Here is a 17937-nt window from a genome sequence, read left to right on the forward strand (position 1 = left end):
CGCCGGGCCTGCCGTTGGCCGCCGGGACGACACACCGGCCTGGCGGTGCGCTCGCCGCGTCGGCGTCAGCCGTACGCCGAGCGGTAATACTGCGCGGCGCCCTCGTGGAGGGGCACGGCGCCCGTGCCGATGGCGTAGCGCACGTCGAGGGTGCCCCCCGGGGCGTGCGGCGCCTCCAGGCGGTCGCGGCTGTCGAACAGGACCTCGGTGATCGCGCGGGCCACCCGCCCGGGAAGCCGCGGCGGGCAGACGAGGTAGCTCGGCGTGCCGACGGTGGGCACGGGAGCACGAGTGCCGTATTCCCCCGCGGGCACGGTCGCGTGCTCGTAGACCGGCCCGTGCACCCGGCGCAGAGCCGGCACCAGCGTGCCGAGCGGCACCAGCCGGATCGGGGCCCGGGCGGCATAGTCCGCCAGCGCCGGGGTGGAGACGCCCCCCGACCAGAAGAACGCCTCGATCCTCTCCTTGTCGAGCGCGTCGATCGACTCCGCGAGGTCCAGCCATCGCAAATGGGCGGGGCCTGGCAGCCCGGCCGCGCTGAGCACACGCGCGGCGGAGACCGCGGTGCCCGACCCCTTGGCGCCGATGGAGACCGCCTTCCCAGTGAGCTGCGCGGGCGCGGTGAGGGACGAGTAGGCGGGCACGACGAGATGCACATAGTTGAGGTAGACACGGGCGAGTGCGGTCACGGGGCGCCCCGCCTCGACGGCGTCGGCGGCGCTGTCGGCGAGCGCGAACCCGAGGTCGGCCCGCCCGTCGGCGAGCATGGAGAGGTTGACGACGCTGCCCGCCGTCGGCAGCACGCGTACGGCGAAGCCGCTGCGGCGTAGCTCCGCGGCGAAACGGGAGCCGAACTGGGCGTAAGGGCCGCCCGCCGGCCCCGTGGCGACGCGCAACTCGCTGATGTCGCCGGTGGCGCCGGCCGAGCAGCCGGGCAGGAGAGCCGCGGGGAGCAGCAGAAAGCCTCGGCGGCACAGGTGCGGCATCCGCCCACGGTAGCCCCGGTGGACCGCCCTCGCCACAGGCGTTTCACGCCGTGGCACGTGTGGTCGCGGGCCGGCCGGAAAACAGGGTGAATCTTGGCGATGCGCTAAGGCACAGTGGCGGAATGATGTCCGATTTCATGCCGGGGATTGAGCTGTCGCGTGCCTTCTACGGGGAGGTAGTGCGACCTTTGCTGACGGGGACGCGGCACAGCGCGGCGTTGATCGGGCCGGGCTCCGAGGTGTTGTCGTTCGACACGTCGCGGTCGATGGACCACGACTGGGGGCCGAGAGTGCTGGTCTTCACCGAACCGGAACGGGTGGGGGAGGCGAGGGCGGCGGTTGCGGCGGGGGTGCCCGAGCGCTTCCACGGATTCCCGACCCTGATCGGGGAGCGGCACGGCGTGGTGGTGTCCGACCCGGAGACGTGGACGACGGACCGGCTGGGCTTCGACCCGCGTAGCGGGATGGGGGTGCTCGACTGGCTGGCGACGCCGTGGCAGGCGCTCGCGGAGATCACCGGCGGCGAAGTCTTCCACGACGGCCTCGGCGCCCTGGAGGAGGTACGGCGGGCCGTGGCGTGGTATCCGGAGCCCGTCTGGCGTTATGTGCTGGCCTGCCAGTGGCGGCGCATCGCCGTCGAGGAGAGTTTCCCCGGGCGGTGCGCCGAGGTGGGGGACGATCTGGGCGCCACCGTGGAGACGGCGCGGCTGGTGCGCGAGATGGCGCGGCTGGCCATGCTGATGCGGCGCCGCTACCCGCCCTACGCCAAGTGGCTGGGCAGCGCCCTGGCCCGGCTGCCCGGCTCGGCGGAGCTCGGCGACGCGCTGGCGGCGGCACTCGCGGCCAGGGACTGGCCATCGCGGGAGCGGCACATGTCGCGGGCCTACGAGCTGCTGGCGCTGCTGCACAACCGGCTCTCGCTGACCGGGCCTCTGGATGCGGAGGTGCGGCCCTTCCACGACCGGCCGTTCAAGGTGATAGGCGCCGACCGGTTCGCCGCGGCCCTGGCGGAGGGCATCGGGGAGACCGAGGTGGCGGCGCTGCCGAGGGTGGGATCGGTGGACCAGTTCGCCGAGGGAGAGGTGATCATGAATCCCGGGATGGCGCGAACGGTGGCCCGCGCCGTACTCCGGCTGGATTCCAGGGGCGGGTGAGCACCTGCCCGCGGTGGTCCGGTTGGACCTTCGGGGTGGGTGAGGACCTGCCCACAGCGCTCCGGCTGGACCCCCGGGGCGGGTGACCATTTGCCCGCGGCCATGGACGAGGCCGCCCGCCGGATCGCCGCCGGCGGTCCGGCCCTCGTTGCGGTCCCGGTCGTCGACGACGACGTGCCGCCGGGTGTGCTCCGCGAGCAGGCGCCCTGAACGGCAGCGGCTCGGCGCCGCCCCGGTCTTGTGCTCTTTCCGAGCGGCGGAGCTCAGGTGGTGTCGCGGCGCCGCCCTGTTTTGGCGCCGTCCCGGTCTCATGCTCTTTTTGAACGGCGGAGGCTCAGGTGGTGTCGTGGCGCCGCTCCTTGAGCAGCGGGTGGGTGCGCATCGCCACCTCCAGCTCGCCCGGCAACTCATCGCGATAACGCCCCAAAGTGGCGAGGTCGCTGTGGCCCAGCACCCGGCGCACCGCGTCCATGTCGACGGCGTCGGCCAGCAGATGCGTGGCCGTGGTGTGGCGCAGGCCGTGCGGGGTCACCGAGCGGCGGTGCGTCGGGTCGACGTGGCGCTGCACCCGGTCGATCACCGCCTGCACGTCGCCCCGGGCCAGCCGCCTGCCCCGCCACGACAACAACAGCGCCTTGTCGGCCGAGGCGGGACGCCCCGTGGTGAGATAGACGTCGAGCGCCCGCGCCACGTCGGCGGGCAGCGGCACGTCACGGGTGCGGCCGCCCTTGCCGAAGATGCGCCAGTAACGCACCCCGTCGTTGACGTAGAAGTCCTCGACGTTGGCTCTGACCAGCTCCGACACCCGGGGGCCCATCGTCGACAGCAGCATCACGATCAGCGCGTCGCGGGCCTCCGTGCGCTGATCGCGCCGCTTGGCCGGCCGGGCCTCCGCCTCGGGCGTGTCACTCAGCTCCTTGGCGGCGCCGATGAGCCCGCGCGCCTGCTCCTTGGTCAGCGCCCGCCGCTCGGCGCGCAGCCCGCCGCGCTCCTTCGACATGACGGTCGACACCGTCATCGGGTTGATCTGCACCCAGCCGGCCAGCGTCGCGTGCTTGAACAACGCCGAGATCGACCGGCGGAACCGCGCCTGCGACGACGCGCTCTGCCCACCCGGCCCCGGCGAGGCCCGCCGCCCGTCGGGCAGCCGCGCGAAGGCCAGCAGCAGCGCGTCGACATCCTCACCCGTCAGGTCGTCGAGCACGCGGTCCTCACCCGCGAGCCGCACCAGGGTCGCGCAGTCACGGGCGTAGAGCTCGGCGGTCGCGGGCGACAACGCACCCGTCGACGTCTTGGCCCGCACCAGCTCCACATAGCGGTCGGCGGCCTGGGCGACGGTGAGACGGTTGAGATCGGCGGGCCGCATGGTGGTGTGGAGGATCCTTCCGCTCGTCGTCGATGCACGGTGCGACGACCGTACCGCCCCCCACCGACAATCCATCCCACCGGTCGCCGCCTCGGCGGGCGACCGGCCGCCGCCTGCACCTTCCCCGGCCTCGCCCACCTAGGGATATCGAGCCAGGCTTGGGCGGAAGCGTGGCGGTCAGGTCGCCAGGCCGGTCCCCGGGCGGGCAACCGGCCATCGCCGCACCTCGCCCTCACAGGGGAGGGGCCGCCGCTCTACCTTCCCCGACCTCGCCCAGAGCCGGGCTTTGGCGGGAGCGTGGGTGCTCAGGTCGCCAGGCCGGCGCGGACGCTGCCGGGGCTCACGCCCCGCACGCGCTTGAAGGCCGCGCTGAAGCCGAACGCGTCCGCATAACCCACCCGCCGGGCCGCGGCGGCCACCGTCATGCCCGACTTCGAGAGCAGGTCGGCGGCCAGTGTCATCCGCCACTCCGTGATGTAGGCCAGCGGCGGCCGGCCCGCCATCGCGGTGAAGCGGCGGGCGAACGCCGCGCGTGACATGCCGACCGCGCCCGCCAGAGCGCCGACCGTCCACGGCCGGGCGGGGTCTTCGTGTATGAGCCGCAGCGCCTTGCCCACCGCGGGGTCGGCGAGCGCGCTGTACCACCCCGGGGTGACGGTGCCCGGCAGCGCGAACCACACCCGCACCGCCTGCACCAGCAGCAACTCCAGCAGCCGGTCCAGCACGACCTGCACCCCGGGCTCCTCGCCGGCGATCTCCTGCTGGAGCAGCTCCAACGTCCGCGCGATGCGTGGATCGCCCGCCGGGACCACCGCGACAGGGGGCAGAGCCGACAGCAGCCACTCACAGACTTTGGTGTTGAGGGGGAACGAGCCCACGATGAGGAGCGACTCCCCGTCGGCTCTGCCGTACGTCCGGGGTGCCATCGGCTCCAACAGCATCGGATCGCCGGACGGCCCCTCACATGTCCCGTCCGGGTGCACACGCACCTGGGGCGGGGTCGTGGGGGAGTCGGCGACCATGTACGGCGAAGGCCCCTTGGCCAGAGCCACATCGCCGGGCGTGAGCCGCACCGGCGCATCCCGCTCGGGCTTCGCCCACGCCTCGCCCCGCATCATCACAGCCATGGCGAGCGGTGGCGGCTGCGCGTATTCCAACGCCCAGGGCGGCGAGATGATCGACTGACAGAACATCGCACCTCGTGCCTGCACCCCACCGAGGAGGTCGGCCAATACATCCATGCCCGGAGTGTAGACGATCGCCTATGTTATTCAGCGGATCGCCTATGGGAAGGTCTCACCATCTGCTGCTGAGATGGACCCATGACCGAATCACCGATCCTCGTGCTCGGCGCCACCGGCAAGACCGGCCGCCGCGTCGTCACCCGCCTCCGCGACCTCGGCCTGCCCGTGAAGGCGGCCTCCCGCTCCGGCGAAACCCGCTTCGACTGGGACGACCCCACCACCTGGGACGCCGCCCTCGACGGAGTGTCGAAGCTCTACCTCGTGCCGCCGCCCTTGAGCGCCGACCCCACCCAGGAGATCACCGCGCTGCTGCAGAAGTTCTCCGGGCACGTCGTGGTCCTGTCGGCCCGCGGCGCCGGTTTCCACCCCGCCGAGGACGTGGTGCGGAAACTGGCCGCCGAGTGGACCGTCCTGCGCCCGACGTGGTTCTTCCAGAACTTCAACGAGGACCTCTTCGCCCCCGCCGTCGAAGCCGGCGAACTCGCGCTGCCCGCCGGCGACGGGAGCGAACCGTTCATCGACGCCGACGACATCGCCGACGTCGCGGTCGCCGCCCTCACCCAGGACGGACACGCCGGGCAGACCTACGACCTCTCCGGCCCCGAATCCCTCACCTGGGCCGAAGCCGCCGCCCACATCGAGCGCGCCCTGGGCCGCCCCTTCGCCTACCGCGCCTGCCCTCCCGAGGAGTTCCACGCTTCCCTCACAGCGGCAGGCGTGCCGGAGGACCTCACCGAACTCCTGGTCCAGTCGATGCTGGAGATCGCCGGCGGGGAGAGTGCCTACCTGAGCGACGGCGTCCAGCGCGCCCTCGGCCGCCCCCCTCGCTCCTTCACCGACTTCGTCACCGCCACCTGGCCCTCGGCCTAACCGGGACACTCCCACCACACCCGGTCGTGCCAACCGCGCCTCCCGAAGCCCATGACCGCCGTACGGCGAAGCACGAGGCGACCGAAACCCCCGGCCCGGGTCGTGAACCCATCTGGCCGGAAGCGCTTCCGTCGCATGGCGAAGCAAGGGACCCTAACCCCTACCCCCCGGGTCCGGCCCGGGGTCTCGGCCTCGCCGGGCGCTTCGGCCCGGATTCCCCGCGTTGGGCTGGCGGCGGGTCCCGCGTCTCACCCGGGATCGGTCGCTCGCTCCAGGTTGTCAGCCGCGCGGTCACCCTGAGGTGTATGGCATGCCCGTTACCTCTCCTCGCGGGCTCTGCCGTACGGCGAGGCATGGGGACCGAACACCCGGCCGACCGGGTCCGGCCTGGGTCTTGGCCCCGCCGGGCGGTTTGGCCCGGATTGCCCGCGTGGGGGTGTGGCCGACGGCGGGTCCCGGGTCTCACCTGGGATCCTCCGCTCGCTCCAGGTTGTCAGCCGCCCGGTCGCGCTGAGATGTATGGCACCGCCCGCTACCTCTCCTCGCAGGTTCTGCCGTACTTCACAGGTTCGAAGCCCTCGGCGGCGGTGGGGGAGGCTGGGCCCTTGCCTTCTCACTCTTGGGGTGGTGTGAGGGTGAAGGACTCCGTGGCGCGGACGGTGCCGTTGACGATGACCTCCAGGGTGCGGGTGCCGGGGGGTTCGTTGCGGGTGGTGACGGGCTTGAAGGAGTGGGACTTGGCCACGACGAAGGTTTGGCCGGGGGTGTTCGCCAGGCGTTCGCCGAGGTAGAAGACCCGGCGGGAGCCTTCCCTGTGCACGGCGTAACGCAGCACCAGCGGGCCTGGCGCCTCTGCTTCCACCGTGACGGTGAAGCGTAGGTGATCGCCCACGGCCACCTGGGGATCGACGGTGAGTTCCTTGACGGAGCCGCTGCCGGGCATGGCGCCCAGCAGGGTGAGTGCGCCGGGGTGGCCTGTGCGCAGGAGGCCTCGGGCGGCGTGGCGGACGACCTTCTCGACGTGTGAGCCGCCGGACTCCTGCCAGCGGGCGAGGATGCCGACGGCCACGTTGGGGTGGTCTTTGGCCAGGTCGTTGACGTGGTTGGCGACCGAGCGGCGGACATAGTCGCTCGGATCGTCGCGCAGCCGGTCGAGGATGGGCAGTGTGGGGCCGGGCTCCATCAGCCACCGCACGCGTGAGCCCCAGGGGAGACGTGGGCGTGAACCCTCGGAGGCGAGGCGGCGCAGGTGCTCGTCGGGTGACTCGGCCCAGCCGCGCATGACGGCGAGCGCCTCCTCGCGGTGCCGGTCGAGGTAGGGCCGCACCGCGAACTCACCCGTCGAGTGCGGGGTCAGCACACCCAAGGTCTCCATCGCCTCGTCGAGATGGCCGAGCCCGTGCGCGGCCACGAACTCGGTCGCGGGCCAGCCGCTCCACAGGTCGAGCGCGACGTGGCGGGTCGCCTCGCGCAGCACCGCGGCGGCCTGCGGGAACGGCAGAGCCAACCTCTCGTGCAACGCGGCGGAGACGTGCCGGACCCGATCCTTCAGCTCCAGACCGTCGAGCCCGCCGGTCGCCGCCCGCACAAAGGTGTCCCGCGCGAACGGCGCCCACGCCGCCGCCACACCGTCGGCGAGCGTCGCCACGGACCCGTGGTTGATCATTTCCTTCAGAGGTGTGGCCACGCGCCGTAGCCTCTCAAACGCCACCGACATTTCCGGGGGACCTTGGGCGATGGGACGTCACCGCTATCCGGGGCCGCCTCCTCGCCGGGGGGCGGAGGAGGCGAGGCACCCACGTCTGGAGGGGTGGCCAAGGCGAGGGCTTGCGTTCTGGTTCGCGGTACGGGGGAGCGACTTTGCCGTAGCCACGATCCGGGGACCGTGCTCAACGGGTGGTTCAGCGGACAACGTCGCCGCGCCGTTCGAAGGCGTGGAGTTCCGCGCGGGTGGGCAGTCCCTCCCAGTCGCCCGAGACGGTGACGGCGAAGGCCCCGGCTCTGGTGGCGGTCGACAGTCCGGCGCGCGCGTCGGCGCCGTGCACGAGGTCGCTCAGATAGCCCGCCGCGAAAGCGTCGCCGGCGCCGACGGGATCGACCACCGTCACGGTCTCGGCGTCCCGCCGGTAGAGTTCGCCGTCGACGACGGACACGCTCCCTGCGGCCCCGAGTTTCACCATGACCTGGCGGGGACCGAGTGACGACAACACGCGTGCGCAGTCGGCCGGGGTGTCGGCGTTGACGAGGAGCTGTGCCTCATCGTGGGTGGCGAACAGCACGTCGGCCTGTTTGACGAGCGGGCCGAGGGCCGCCTTGGCGGTGCGCGGGTCCCACAGTGCGCTGCGGTAGTTCAGGTCGAGTGAGACGACGACGCGGTTGGCGCGGGCGATCTCGACTGCCGCCGTCACCGCCGCGGCGGGGTCGGCGCCGAGTGCGGGGGTGATGCCGGTGACGTGCAGCACCTTCGCCTCGCGGATCAGGGTCTCGTCGACGTCGCCTGGGCACAGGCGTGAACCGGCGCTGGCGGACCGGAGGTAGGTGACGCGCACCTGGCCGGCGGCTCCGACGGTCTTGAACATCAAGCCGGTGGGCGCGGTGTCGCGCACGCATGAGACGGCGACACCCTCGGCGCGTAGTTCACGCAGGATGAGGTCGCCGATCTCGTCGTCGCCGACGCGGCCGATCCAGTGTGTGCGCAGGCCAAGCCTTGCGGCGCCGATGGCGAGGTTGGTCTCGGCGCCTCCGAAGCCAAGACGCAGCAGCGGCCTGCGCAGCAGGGGACCTGGCTCGGTCGGTGTGAGCAGCCCCATCGCCTCGCCGAGGGTCACGAGATCGATTGTCATCGGGACGCCCGTCCCGCCGCAGCGTATTCGAGCACCCGCACGGTCTCTCCGGTACGGGACACCGGCAGGGGCGGTGTCACCCACCTAGCCGGCGTCGGCCGGGTCGGTATCGCACACCGGGTTGGCGTCGGCCAGGTTGGTGAGGCATGCCGGGTCGGTGTCGCACACGAAGCCGGTGTCGCACACGAAGCCGGTGTCGCACACGAAGCCGGCGTCGCACACGAAGCCGGCGTCGCACACGAAGCAGGCTTCGGCCAGGTCGGTGTCACACAACAACAGGTCGGGGTCGCACACCAAGTCGGCGCCTGCCAAGCCGACGCCGGCCGGGTAGGCGCCGGTCTGTCCGGCGTGTGGTTGAGGGGGTGGATCCGTACAGTCACCGTTTTGCTCCGAGGCGACGTGAGATGTCGTTGGCGGCCGCGATGACGAGGGGCCCGAACTCGGCGACCTTCTCCGGGGTCACCCGTTCCACGGGCCCGGAGACGCTGATCCCGCTGGAACTCGCCCCCGACACATCGAAGATCGGCGCAGCCACGCAGCGGATGCCTTCCTCGTTCTCGATGTCGTCGATGGAGTAGCCCCGCTGCCGGATCGCGGCGAGTTCCGCGCGCAGCCCTTCGGCCGTGGTGATCGTCTGCCGTGTCCGGGCCGGCAGGCCGTGCAAGACGACCATCTGCACGGTATCGGCCGGTGCGTGGGCCAGCATCGCCTTGCCCAGGCTCGTGCTGTGGGCCGGCTGCTGGTTGCCGATCCGGGAGAACATGCGGATGGGATGGGGGCTGTCGACCTTGTCCACGTAAACGATGCTGGGGAAGTCGGCGATCGCGAGGTGGACGGTCTCGCTGGTCTGCGTGGCGAGCCTCTGCAGGACGTCGCGCATCGTGCGGTGCAGGTCGACACCCGCGAGGTAGACCTGGCCGAGGTGCGCGTTGCGCCATCCCAGACGGTAATGCCCGGAGGGGAGCTGTTCGACGAAGCGCATCTCGACGAGCGGCTGGAGTAACCGCAGCAAGGTGCTCTTGTTCATCGACAGCTTCGCGGACAACTCCACGAGGGAGAAGCCGACCCCGTCGGTGTCGAGGCCGAGTTGCAGCAGGATGGACAGGGCCCGGCGCAGGGACGCCGAGTTGTTGCGGGGACCTTGGGCCCGGCTCGGATCCCGGGTCATCGCGGGGGCTCCCCTCGCCTCGGCGGACGGCCACCGCGGGCGCCGGCGCGGCGCCCATGGCGAAGCACGAAATCACCTTGGGCGATCACATCGCCGAATGATCGTGGATCTTCATATTCAACGCGGGCTTCGACATCGGACCGGGGCGATACTCGACGGGCGGTTGGACTGCACGCGACCACGGGTCGCCACCCTCTCTTCACAGCTTGATCACCAGGCATTTTGCTACCGCACTTCTTGACGTGACTATGCCCTACGTATAACGATGATGCAATGCAAGTCAATGATTTGCAATGCAACACAATTCAGCGTCTCTACAGTCCCCCTCTTTGGTCATCCGACGTCATCGAAGCGCGGCCGGAGGAACGCTGAATCGACCTTGAGAGAAGGTTCAGATGAAGAAGCATCATGGCCGCGCGTTAGCGCTACGCGCTGCTGTGGTGGCTTGCACGACAGCGGTGGCCGCGGCGGGGTGCTCCCAGCCCCAAAGCAGCACCGCTGACGCCGGAGTCACTGTGGCGGAAACGACGGCACCCACCACCCTCGACCCTCAGGGCTCGGCCTACTTCGCAGACAGGTTCGCCTGGCAGTTGGCCTATGAGTGCCTGCTCAGCACCACCGCCGACGGCAAGGTGGAACCCGCGCTCGCTTCAGGGTATGAGCGGTCGGCGGACGGCCTGACCTACACGTTCAACCTCAAGCCCAACGTGAAGTTCCACAACGGCGAGGCATTGACAGCCGACGACGTCGTCTATACCTTCACCCGTCTAAAGGACAGTCCCGACGGCATCGACGAGGCGATGTTCCCGACGCTCGTGGAAACCACGGCTAAGGGTCCCAGTGTCGTGGAGTTCCAGCTCAAAAGCCCGGACGCCGGCTTTATCAACAACATGGCAAACCCCCTTGTGTGGGGCTGCGCCGTGATGAACAAAAAGGCGGCCACGTCCAGCAATCCGGCAATCGCCATGGTCGGCACAGGACCGTGGAAACAGGATTCCTACCGCGCCAACAGCGAACTCAAGCTCGCGCGGAACGGCGATTACTGGGGAACCAAGACCAAATCCGAACGCCTCAATATCCTTTACGTTCCCAACATCTCAACGCAGGTGAGCAACCTGCAGGCGGAGAAAGTCGATCTGATCTTCCCCGACGTGGCCGGATCGAAGGCGCTGTCGGGCTCGGACAAGGTCACGGTCGACAAGGCCGCGACCGACTCCACGATCTTCATGCAGATCAACAACCTCCAGAAGCCGTTCGACAACCAGAAGGTCCGGCAGGCTCTGGCCCTGGCGATCGACCGGGACAGCCTCGCCCAGCAGGCCTACAGCGGCGCGGCCCGGGCCAGCGTCTACATCCCGCCGGGCACCGCCTGGGCCCCCGCCCCGGCCGACCTGCCCAACTCAACGCAGGACATCGCAAAGGCCAAACAACTTCTCAGCGAGGCCGGATATCCCGACGGCTTCAGCACGTCGCTGATGTATCTCAGCGGCTACGACGGCGGCACCAACGACCTGGTGGCCGCCATTCAGGACCAGCTTGCCAAGGTCGGCATCAAGGTCGAACTGGAGCCGCTTGAGGTCGGCGCCTGGGGCGAGAAGCTCACCACCGCCAAATATGCCCTGAGCTGGAACGCGCAGTCGTACTACTCCAATCCCTTCCAATACGTGCAGCCGGCCGAAGGCCGCCAAGGGCCCGTTCCCGGCTCCCTGCAGAAGCTGCTCGACGCGTCGCTGAAGGCCGAATCCCAGGAGGCCTACCAGCAAGCCCTCATCGCGATCGAAAAGGAGGAGGCGGAGCTGGTCTACCCCACCATCACTCTGCTCGCGACGGACATGTTCGTCGCCTATGAAAAAGGACTGAGCGGGGTGAAAGTACCACCGAGCCAGAGCCGTACCTTCCTCAGCCAGGTCGGCCATGGCTGACGCACTACCTGTGGACCGTCCCCAGGCGGGGGCGGTCCACGCCGTCCCCGACCCGGGCGCCCCCTTGCTCGTCGTCGACGGACTCTCGGTCCACTACGGCTCCCCGGACACCTCCGCGCCCGCGGTCGAAGACGTGTCGTTCACGATCTCGCGCGGCGACCGGGTGGGGCTCGTCGGCGAGTCCGGATCGGGAAAGTCGACCCTCGCATCGGCGATCCTGCGCATCCTCCCGCCCGCCGCGACCGTCAAATGCGGCCGCATCGAACTCGACGGCGAGAACCTGCTCGCCCTCAAACCCGCGGCGCTGCGCGCCATCCGCAGCACCCGCATCGCCCGCGTCCCCCAGGATCCCCTGGGCAGCCTCAACCCCGTCTTCACCGTCGGCCGCCAGCTCTCCGACGTCATCGCCGCACACCACAAGGTCACCCGCCACGAGCGCACGACCCTCGTCGAGCAGGCGCTGCGTCAGGTGGGCATCGGCGACGCCCCCGTCAAGCGGCGCAGCTACCCGCACGAGCTCTCCGGCGGCATGCGCCAGCGCGTGATGATCGCCATGGCCCTGCTCAACCACCCCGACCTGCTCATCGCCGACGAACCCACGACGGCACTCGACGTGACCGTGCAGGCCCAGGTCATCGAGCTGCTGCGAGAGCGCGTCGCCAAATCCGCGATGACCCTGCTGGTCATCTCGCACGAGCTCGGCGTGATCTCCGAGCTCTGCACCAAGGTCATGGTCATGTACGGCGGACGCATCGTCGAGCAGGGACCCGCGGCCGAGGTGCTGACCAGGCCCACCCACCCCTACACCCGGTCACTCCTCGACGCCGCGCGCGGAAAGGTGTCCTCCTACACCCCAGACCCCGCCGAGGTGGTGACATGACCGACGACAAGACACCCGTGCCCCCGCCGGCCGGCGAACCCGGCCTCGTCCTCGACGTCCGGGACGCCGTGAAGCACTACGCCGTCCGCCGCACGACGCTGCGGGGGCCTCGCCGTACCGTCCACGCGGTTGACGGCGTCAGCGTCCGGCTCGGCTCCGGGCGCACCCTGGGCATCGTGGGCGAGTCGGGCTGCGGCAAGTCGACGCTCGGGCGGCTGATCACCGGTCTGGAGAAGCCGACCAGCGGCACCATCACGGTGGGCGCCGAAGGGATTCCCATCGCCGCCGCGCACGGCACTGGAACGGTCCAGGCGGTGTTCCAGGATCCGGCGAGCGCGCTGGACCCCCGGATGACCGTGCGCGAGAGCATCGGCGAGGCGCTGGGCAGGGCCGGCAAGGACGAACGCGAGAGGCGCACCGGTGAGGCGCTCGCCGCCGTCGGGCTCACACCCGAATTCGGCGCGCGATACCCCCACCAACTGTCGGGCGGCCAGCAGCAGCGTGTGTGCATCGCCCGCGCCATCGTCGACAGGCCCGACCTGATCCTGCTCGACGAGGCGGTGAGCTCGCTCGACGCGTCGCTCCAGGCACAGGTCCTCGACCTGCTCCAGCGGCTGCAACGGGACACCGGCACGGCTTACGTCTTCATCTCGCACGACCTGCGCGCCGTGCGCCAGGTCAGCCATTCGGTGGCCGTGATGTATCTCGGCCAGGTCGTCGAGCAGGCACCGGCCGAGGAGTTCGACCGAGGCCTGCTGCATCCCTACTCGGTCGCGCTGCGCTCGACCGAGCCCCGGATCCTCGACGAGGGAACCGACCACGTCGAGCGCATCGTGCTCACGGGCGAACCGCCGAGCGCGGTCGCCCCGCCCGCCGGGTGCCGTTTCGCTCCGCGTTGCCCCATCGTCGATGACCACTGCCGGAGTGTCGCGCCCGTCCTCACCGAGGCGACGTCCGGCCACCTTGTGCGCTGCCACAAGCCGGGCGAACTCACGCTGTCCGGCGTCGTGCGCGTCGATCCGGGCACTCCGGCGGAAGTCTAGGAGAGGCTGTGCTCCTTTATCTGTCAAGGAAGCTGGCGGGAGCCCTCGCGGTCCTGCTCCTTCTCTCGGCGCTGATCTTCTTCGCGGGGCGCGGGCTGGTGCCCGGCAACCTGGCCACCGTACTCGCCGGCCCCAAGGCGTCCCCCGAGACGATCAAGGCCATCGAGCGCGACCTCGGCCTGGACCAGCCGATCTACCAGCAGTATCTCGACTGGTTGTCCGGGGTGCTCCGCGGCGACCTCGGCACCTCGCCGTTCTCAGGTCAGCCCAACCTCGACGTGATCGCCCAGCAGGTGCCTGTCTCCCTCGAACTCAGCCTGATGGGGCTGTTCTTCGCCGTGCTGATCGGCATCCCGATCGGCGTCATCGCCGCCAACCGCGCGGGAAGCGGCACCGACTGGGGCATCCGGCTTCCGCTGCTGATCGTGTTCGCCTTCCCGGCCTTCGTGTCGGGGTCGGCGGCGCTGTATCTGGCGACGCACTACCTGACGAACCTCTACTCGCCGAGCTACATCCCGTTCTCCGACAGCGCCATGGCCAACCTGCAGACGATGCTGCTGCCCGCTCTCGCGGTGGGCATCCCGACCGCGCCGCTGGTGAGCCAGATGACGAGATCCTCGATGATCGAGGTGCTGTCGCAGCCGTACATCGCCACGGCACGCACCAACGGCATCGCCGAGTGGCGCATCACCTATCTGTACGCGCTGCGTGCCGCGCTGCCGCCGGTGCTCACGCTGATCGGTTTCATCTTCGGCCTGCTCGTCGGCGGCCTGTTCATCGTGGAGCAGATCTTCAGCCTGCCGGGTCTTGGCCGCGGTGTGCTGAGCTCCATCTCGAACCGGGACTTCTCCCAGGTCACCGCTCAGGCGATCGTGATGGCGGGGGCGTTCATCCTCGGAAACCTGCTCGTCGACCTGGCGCTGCCGTTCGTCGACCGACGCATCCTCCGCAAGTAGCCCCAGGAGTCAATGTGTCCACCGTTACCCGCAGGCGGCGCCCCTCCCGCGACGTCCGCCCTCGCCGCCGGCCTGTGCAAGGGGTGGTCGCCAAGATCGCGATCTTCCTCATCCTGTTCTACGCCGTGCTCGCGGTCCTCGGCCCGCACATCACGCCCTTCCCGCCCGACCAGGTCGGAGTGGGGCCGCGCCTGTCGCCGCCGTCGGCCGACCACTGGTTCGGCACGGACGCGCTCGGGCGGGACCAGCTCTCCCGCGTCGTCGCGGCGGCACAACCCGCGTTGTTGTCGGCGGTGTACGCGGTGACGTTCGCCCTCGTGATCGGCACCGTCATCGGGATCGCCGCGGGCTTCCTCGGCGGCCTGTGGGACGGCACCCTGTCCCGCGTCGTCGACCTGCTCTTCGCGATCCCCGAGTATCTCCTGGCCATCCTCGTCATCACCGTCATGGGCAGCGGCCTCGTCAACGCCTCCCTGGCGATCGGGCTTGTCTGCATTCCCCGGTTCGCGCGCATCGCGAGGGCGTCCACCATCGCGATCATGGAGCGCAACTACATCGACGCCGCCCGGCTGTGCGGACGCGGGCGGATCTGGATCATGCGCCGCCACATTCTCCCCAACATCGCCTCACCGCTCGTCATCATGACCGCGATCAACCTGTCGACCGCCGAGGGCGCCTACGCGGCGCTGAGCTTCCTCGGCTTCGGCGTGCGGCCGCCCGCCGCCGACTACGGCAGCATGATCTCCTCCTCCCAGCAATATCTGCTGACCGATCCGTGGCTGGTGGTGTTCCCCTCCATCGCGTTCGTCGTGCTCGTGCTCGCCTTCAACCTGCTCGGCGACGTGATGCGCGACCGGCTGGACCCCCGCAGCCGCACCTCCGCCGGCGCGTAAGCCGCCCCCTCAACCGACACCCAGGAGACCCACCGTCGTGTCCGACCACGCCACCACCCTGAACACCCACATCGCCCCCATACTGAAGCGGCGGGGCGTGCCCGGGATCGCCGTCGCCGTCACGCACCGCGGAGAGACGACGTTCCTGGAGTTCGGCGTCACCAACCTCGAACACCCCCTGCCGGTGGACCGCGACACGATCTTCCAGGTCGGCTCGATCTCCAAGACGATGCTCGGCCTGGTCGTCGGGCGGCTCGTGGAGCAGGGGCGGGTGGCCCTGGACGCCCCGGTCGCTCCGTACTTCCCCGGCGGCACCGGCATCGACGAGCGGATCACGCTCCGCCACGTCATCACCCACACCTCCGGCATCGACGCGCAGAACATGATCGCGGACGCGCCGCGCCTCCTCAGCGATCACGCCGACGACTCCGTTCAGGCGTCCCTGCGGCATTTCGTACGGCGGAGCCTGCTGTTCGCCCCCGGCACCGACTACTCCTACAGCGGCCCCGGCATCATGGTCGCCGCGGCGGTGGTGGAGAAGGTGACCGGGCGGCACTACGCGGACGTGCTTCAGGACGAGGTGCTCGACCCGGCAGGGATGACGAACACCTTCACCACGGCGGACCAGGTCATCACCCGGCGGGTCGCCGCCCCGCACGGCCGCGACGGGAACGGGCGCCCGGTGCTGCTGACCGACCGGGGATGGCAGCGCCACTGGCAGCTGCCCGGCTGGGACGTGCCCGGCGGGGGAGTGCTCAGCACGGTGCGCGACCTGATGAAATATGCCGCCTATGTGCGGTCGCCCGCCGCTCCGCCGGGGCTGTTCGACGTGCACGCGTCCCGTGGTCCGATCGGGCGCGACATCGGGCTGGCCTGGTGGCTCGAAGACGTCGCGGGCAGGCCGGCGATGCTGCACGACGGCCTGACGATCGGATATGCCACCCGGCTTGTCCTGATCCCCTCGGAGGACCTCGCCTTCGCCGTGCTCACGAACTCCCTGGAGGGCGGCCCCGCGGTCAAGGAGATCGAGCGTGTCATCGCCAAAACCCTGCTCGGCGATGTGCCCGGCCGCGCCACAGGACCGGTCGGCGACGAGTTGAGCGCGGCGCTGCTCGGGACCTACGACTGCGGCTTCTACGGCACCGTGACCATCGCCCCCGGCGCCCGGGCGGGCGAACTGCGCATGATCGCCAACCCCGCGCCGGTCGGCTCCGACCAGTTCGTCATCGAGCTCTTCTCCGCGGAACGCCTCGTGCGCTGCGGCGAGGACTCGTTGATCATGCTGGAGCCGGACGGCGAGGAGAGCTCACGCGTGCCCTTCGTCAGAGAGGCCGACGGGACGGTCTCCGCGCTGCGGGTCGGAGAGCGGATCGCCGGTCGCGTCGGCTGAGCCGTAAACTCATCGGCCGAGCCGGGGGGCGAGGATCGCGGTGGTCTCCTCCAGCAGGGCGTCCACATAGCTCTTGGCGTCGCAAGGCCTGGTCAGGGCCGCGGACTGGCCCGACCACAGGTTGACGTGGTCGGGCAGGCCGCGGTCGGTCGAGGCGCGGCGGATGGGAAGCATCAGGGCGTTCTGCACAGGGTAGGGCGGGACCTGGTCCTCGAACGCGGCCATTTCCCGCACGAACCTGTTGGGGATGGCGCGGGCGAGACGGCCGGAGAACAGGCGGGTGAGGACGGTGACGCGGGCGTCGGGGCCCCGCAGGGCCGCCTTGTGCACCTCGCTCGCGCCAGACTCGGCCGTGGCCAGGAAACCGGTGCCGATCTGCACACCGTCGGCCCCCAGGGTGAGGGCGGCGGCCACACCTCTGCCGTCGGCGATGCCGCCCGCGGCGATGACGGGGACGGACACGGCGTCCGCCACCTGCGGCACGAGCGAGAAGGTGCCGACCAGCGACTCGCCGGCGGGGCGGAGGAACGAGCCGCGGTGGCCGCCCGCGTCGCTGCCCGAGGCCACGACCGCGGAGAGGCCCGCCTCCTGGAGAGCGACGGCCTCGTCGACCGTCGTGGCGGTGCCGATCGTCACGATGCCGAGCCTCCTCGCCCGCTCCAGGACGTCGCGGGGCGGGACGCCCATGATGAAACTGACGGCGGGTGGAGCGGCGTCCAGCAGGGCCTCGATCTGCGCGCGGAAGTCCTGACCGTAAGGGCCGCCGAGGGCGGGGGCGTCGAGGCCGAGCTCCTCAAGGCAGGGGCGGAGCCGATCGACGTCGGCCTTCCTGGCGCGCAGGTCGCGCTCACCCGGCTGGGGCACCCACAGGTTGACCGCGAAGGCACGCGAGGTGGCCGCCTTGAGATCGGCGACCAGCCCGGTGATCGCGTCGGGTCCCAGATGATATGCGCCGAACGAGCCGAGGCCCCCGGCGTCGGCCACCGCCGCGGCCAGGGCCACCGACGAATAGCCACCGCCGAAGGGGCCCTGCACGATCGGATGGTCGAGCCCCAGCAGGGCCTCAAGACGCCCGCCGGACCAAGGGAAAGCGCTCACAGCACCACCTTTCTTATCGGCATTCCTCAAGCATGAGGTCCCCGCCTTGAGAACGGGGGAAGAAACGCGGAATATCGCCGCCCGTGTCGTTCACGCGATGTTGCGGTACGCCGCCCCGGGGAAA

The 17937-nt window shown here is 70.3% G+C and carries 16 protein-coding genes; 8 read left to right on the forward strand and 8 right to left on the reverse strand.

The features are described 5' to 3' along the window. Positions 1-65: 65 nt before the first annotated feature. A complete protein-coding gene (locus Ssi02_RS29905; RefSeq protein WP_204030950.1) occupies positions 66-986 on the reverse strand; it encodes a TAXI family TRAP transporter solute-binding subunit in 921 nt (306 codons plus the stop codon). Between the two features lie 137 nt (positions 987-1123). Between Ssi02_RS29905 and Ssi02_RS29910 the strand changes: the two genes are divergently transcribed. Continuing rightward, on the forward strand, positions 1124-2140 hold the full coding sequence (locus tag Ssi02_RS29910; protein WP_239130032.1) for a DUF4037 domain-containing protein: 1017 nt from the start codon (positions 1124-1126) through the stop codon (positions 2138-2140). Positions 2141-2474: 334 nt separating this feature from the next. On the opposite strand, the gene Ssi02_RS29915 is transcribed toward Ssi02_RS29910, so the two are convergent. Beyond that, positions 2475-3506: a tyrosine-type recombinase/integrase gene (locus Ssi02_RS29915; RefSeq protein WP_204030952.1), complete on the reverse strand. Its 1032-nt coding sequence runs from the start codon at positions 3504-3506 to the stop codon at positions 2475-2477. Between the two features lie 305 nt (positions 3507-3811). Further along, positions 3812-4747 (reverse strand): AraC family transcriptional regulator, encoded by a 936-nt coding sequence (locus tag Ssi02_RS29920; protein ID WP_204030953.1) that lies wholly within the window; start codon positions 4745-4747, stop codon positions 3812-3814. 81 nt (positions 4748-4828) lie between these two features. On the opposite strand from Ssi02_RS29920, the gene Ssi02_RS29925 reads away from it, so the two are divergent. Continuing rightward, positions 4829-5620, forward strand: a complete 792-nt coding sequence (locus tag Ssi02_RS29925) for an SDR family oxidoreductase (protein WP_204030954.1) — start codon at positions 4829-4831, stop codon at positions 5618-5620. A gap of 613 nt (positions 5621-6233) precedes the next feature. Here the strand turns inward: Ssi02_RS29925 and Ssi02_RS29930 are convergent. From Ssi02_RS29930 to Ssi02_RS29945, 4 genes are all read right to left on the reverse strand, one after another. Beyond that, on the reverse strand, positions 6234-7307 hold the full coding sequence (locus tag Ssi02_RS29930; protein ID WP_204030955.1) for a DNA alkylation repair protein: 1074 nt from the start codon (positions 7305-7307) through the stop codon (positions 6234-6236). A gap of 214 nt (positions 7308-7521) precedes the next feature. Next, a complete protein-coding gene (locus Ssi02_RS29935; RefSeq protein WP_204030956.1) occupies positions 7522-8463 on the reverse strand; it encodes a sugar kinase in 942 nt (313 codons plus the stop codon). An 84-nt stretch (positions 8464-8547) separates the two neighbouring features. Beyond that, positions 8548-8775: a hypothetical protein gene (locus Ssi02_RS29940; RefSeq protein WP_204030957.1), complete on the reverse strand. Its 228-nt coding sequence runs from the start codon at positions 8773-8775 to the stop codon at positions 8548-8550. A gap of 64 nt (positions 8776-8839) precedes the next feature. Then, positions 8840-9631 (reverse strand): IclR family transcriptional regulator, encoded by a 792-nt coding sequence (locus tag Ssi02_RS29945; RefSeq protein ID WP_204030958.1) that lies wholly within the window; start codon positions 9629-9631, stop codon positions 8840-8842. A gap of 395 nt (positions 9632-10026) precedes the next feature. Between Ssi02_RS29945 and Ssi02_RS29950 the strand changes: the two genes are divergently transcribed. The 6 genes from Ssi02_RS29950 to Ssi02_RS29975 are packed head-to-tail and all read left to right on the forward strand — an operon-like array spanning position 10027 to position 16715. Beyond that, on the forward strand, positions 10027-11553 hold the full coding sequence (locus Ssi02_RS29950) for an ABC transporter substrate-binding protein (protein ID WP_204030959.1): 1527 nt from the start codon (positions 10027-10029) through the stop codon (positions 11551-11553). Then, positions 11546-12433, forward strand: a complete 888-nt coding sequence (locus Ssi02_RS29955; protein WP_204030960.1) for an ABC transporter ATP-binding protein — start codon at positions 11546-11548, stop codon at positions 12431-12433. The genes Ssi02_RS29950 and Ssi02_RS29955 overlap by 8 nt, the downstream gene beginning before the upstream one ends. Continuing rightward, on the forward strand, positions 12430-13476 hold the full coding sequence (locus tag Ssi02_RS29960) for an oligopeptide/dipeptide ABC transporter ATP-binding protein (protein WP_204030961.1): 1047 nt from the start codon (positions 12430-12432) through the stop codon (positions 13474-13476). Before Ssi02_RS29955 ends, Ssi02_RS29960 begins: the two co-directional genes overlap by 4 nt. Before the next feature lie 8 nt (positions 13477-13484). Beyond that, a complete protein-coding gene (locus Ssi02_RS29965; RefSeq protein ID WP_204030962.1) occupies positions 13485-14432 on the forward strand; it encodes an ABC transporter permease in 948 nt (315 codons plus the stop codon). A gap of 14 nt (positions 14433-14446) precedes the next feature. Further along, positions 14447-15325 (forward strand): ABC transporter permease, encoded by an 879-nt coding sequence (locus Ssi02_RS29970; protein WP_204030963.1) that lies wholly within the window; start codon positions 14447-14449, stop codon positions 15323-15325. A gap of 37 nt (positions 15326-15362) precedes the next feature. Continuing rightward, positions 15363-16715, forward strand: coding sequence for a serine hydrolase domain-containing protein (locus tag Ssi02_RS29975; protein WP_204030964.1), 1353 nt, complete (start codon positions 15363-15365; stop codon positions 16713-16715). Between the two features lie 9 nt (positions 16716-16724). On the opposite strand, the gene Ssi02_RS29980 is transcribed toward Ssi02_RS29975, so the two are convergent. After that, entirely contained in the window at positions 16725-17813 is a 1089-nt protein-coding gene (locus Ssi02_RS29980; RefSeq protein ID WP_204030965.1) for an NAD(P)H-dependent flavin oxidoreductase, read from the reverse strand. Positions 17814-17937: the final 124 nt, after the last annotated feature.

Origin of the sequence: Sinosporangium siamense (genome assembly GCF_016863435.1) — a bacterium.
GTDB classification, from domain to species: Bacteria; Actinomycetota; Actinomycetes; order Streptosporangiales; family Streptosporangiaceae; genus Sinosporangium; species Sinosporangium siamense.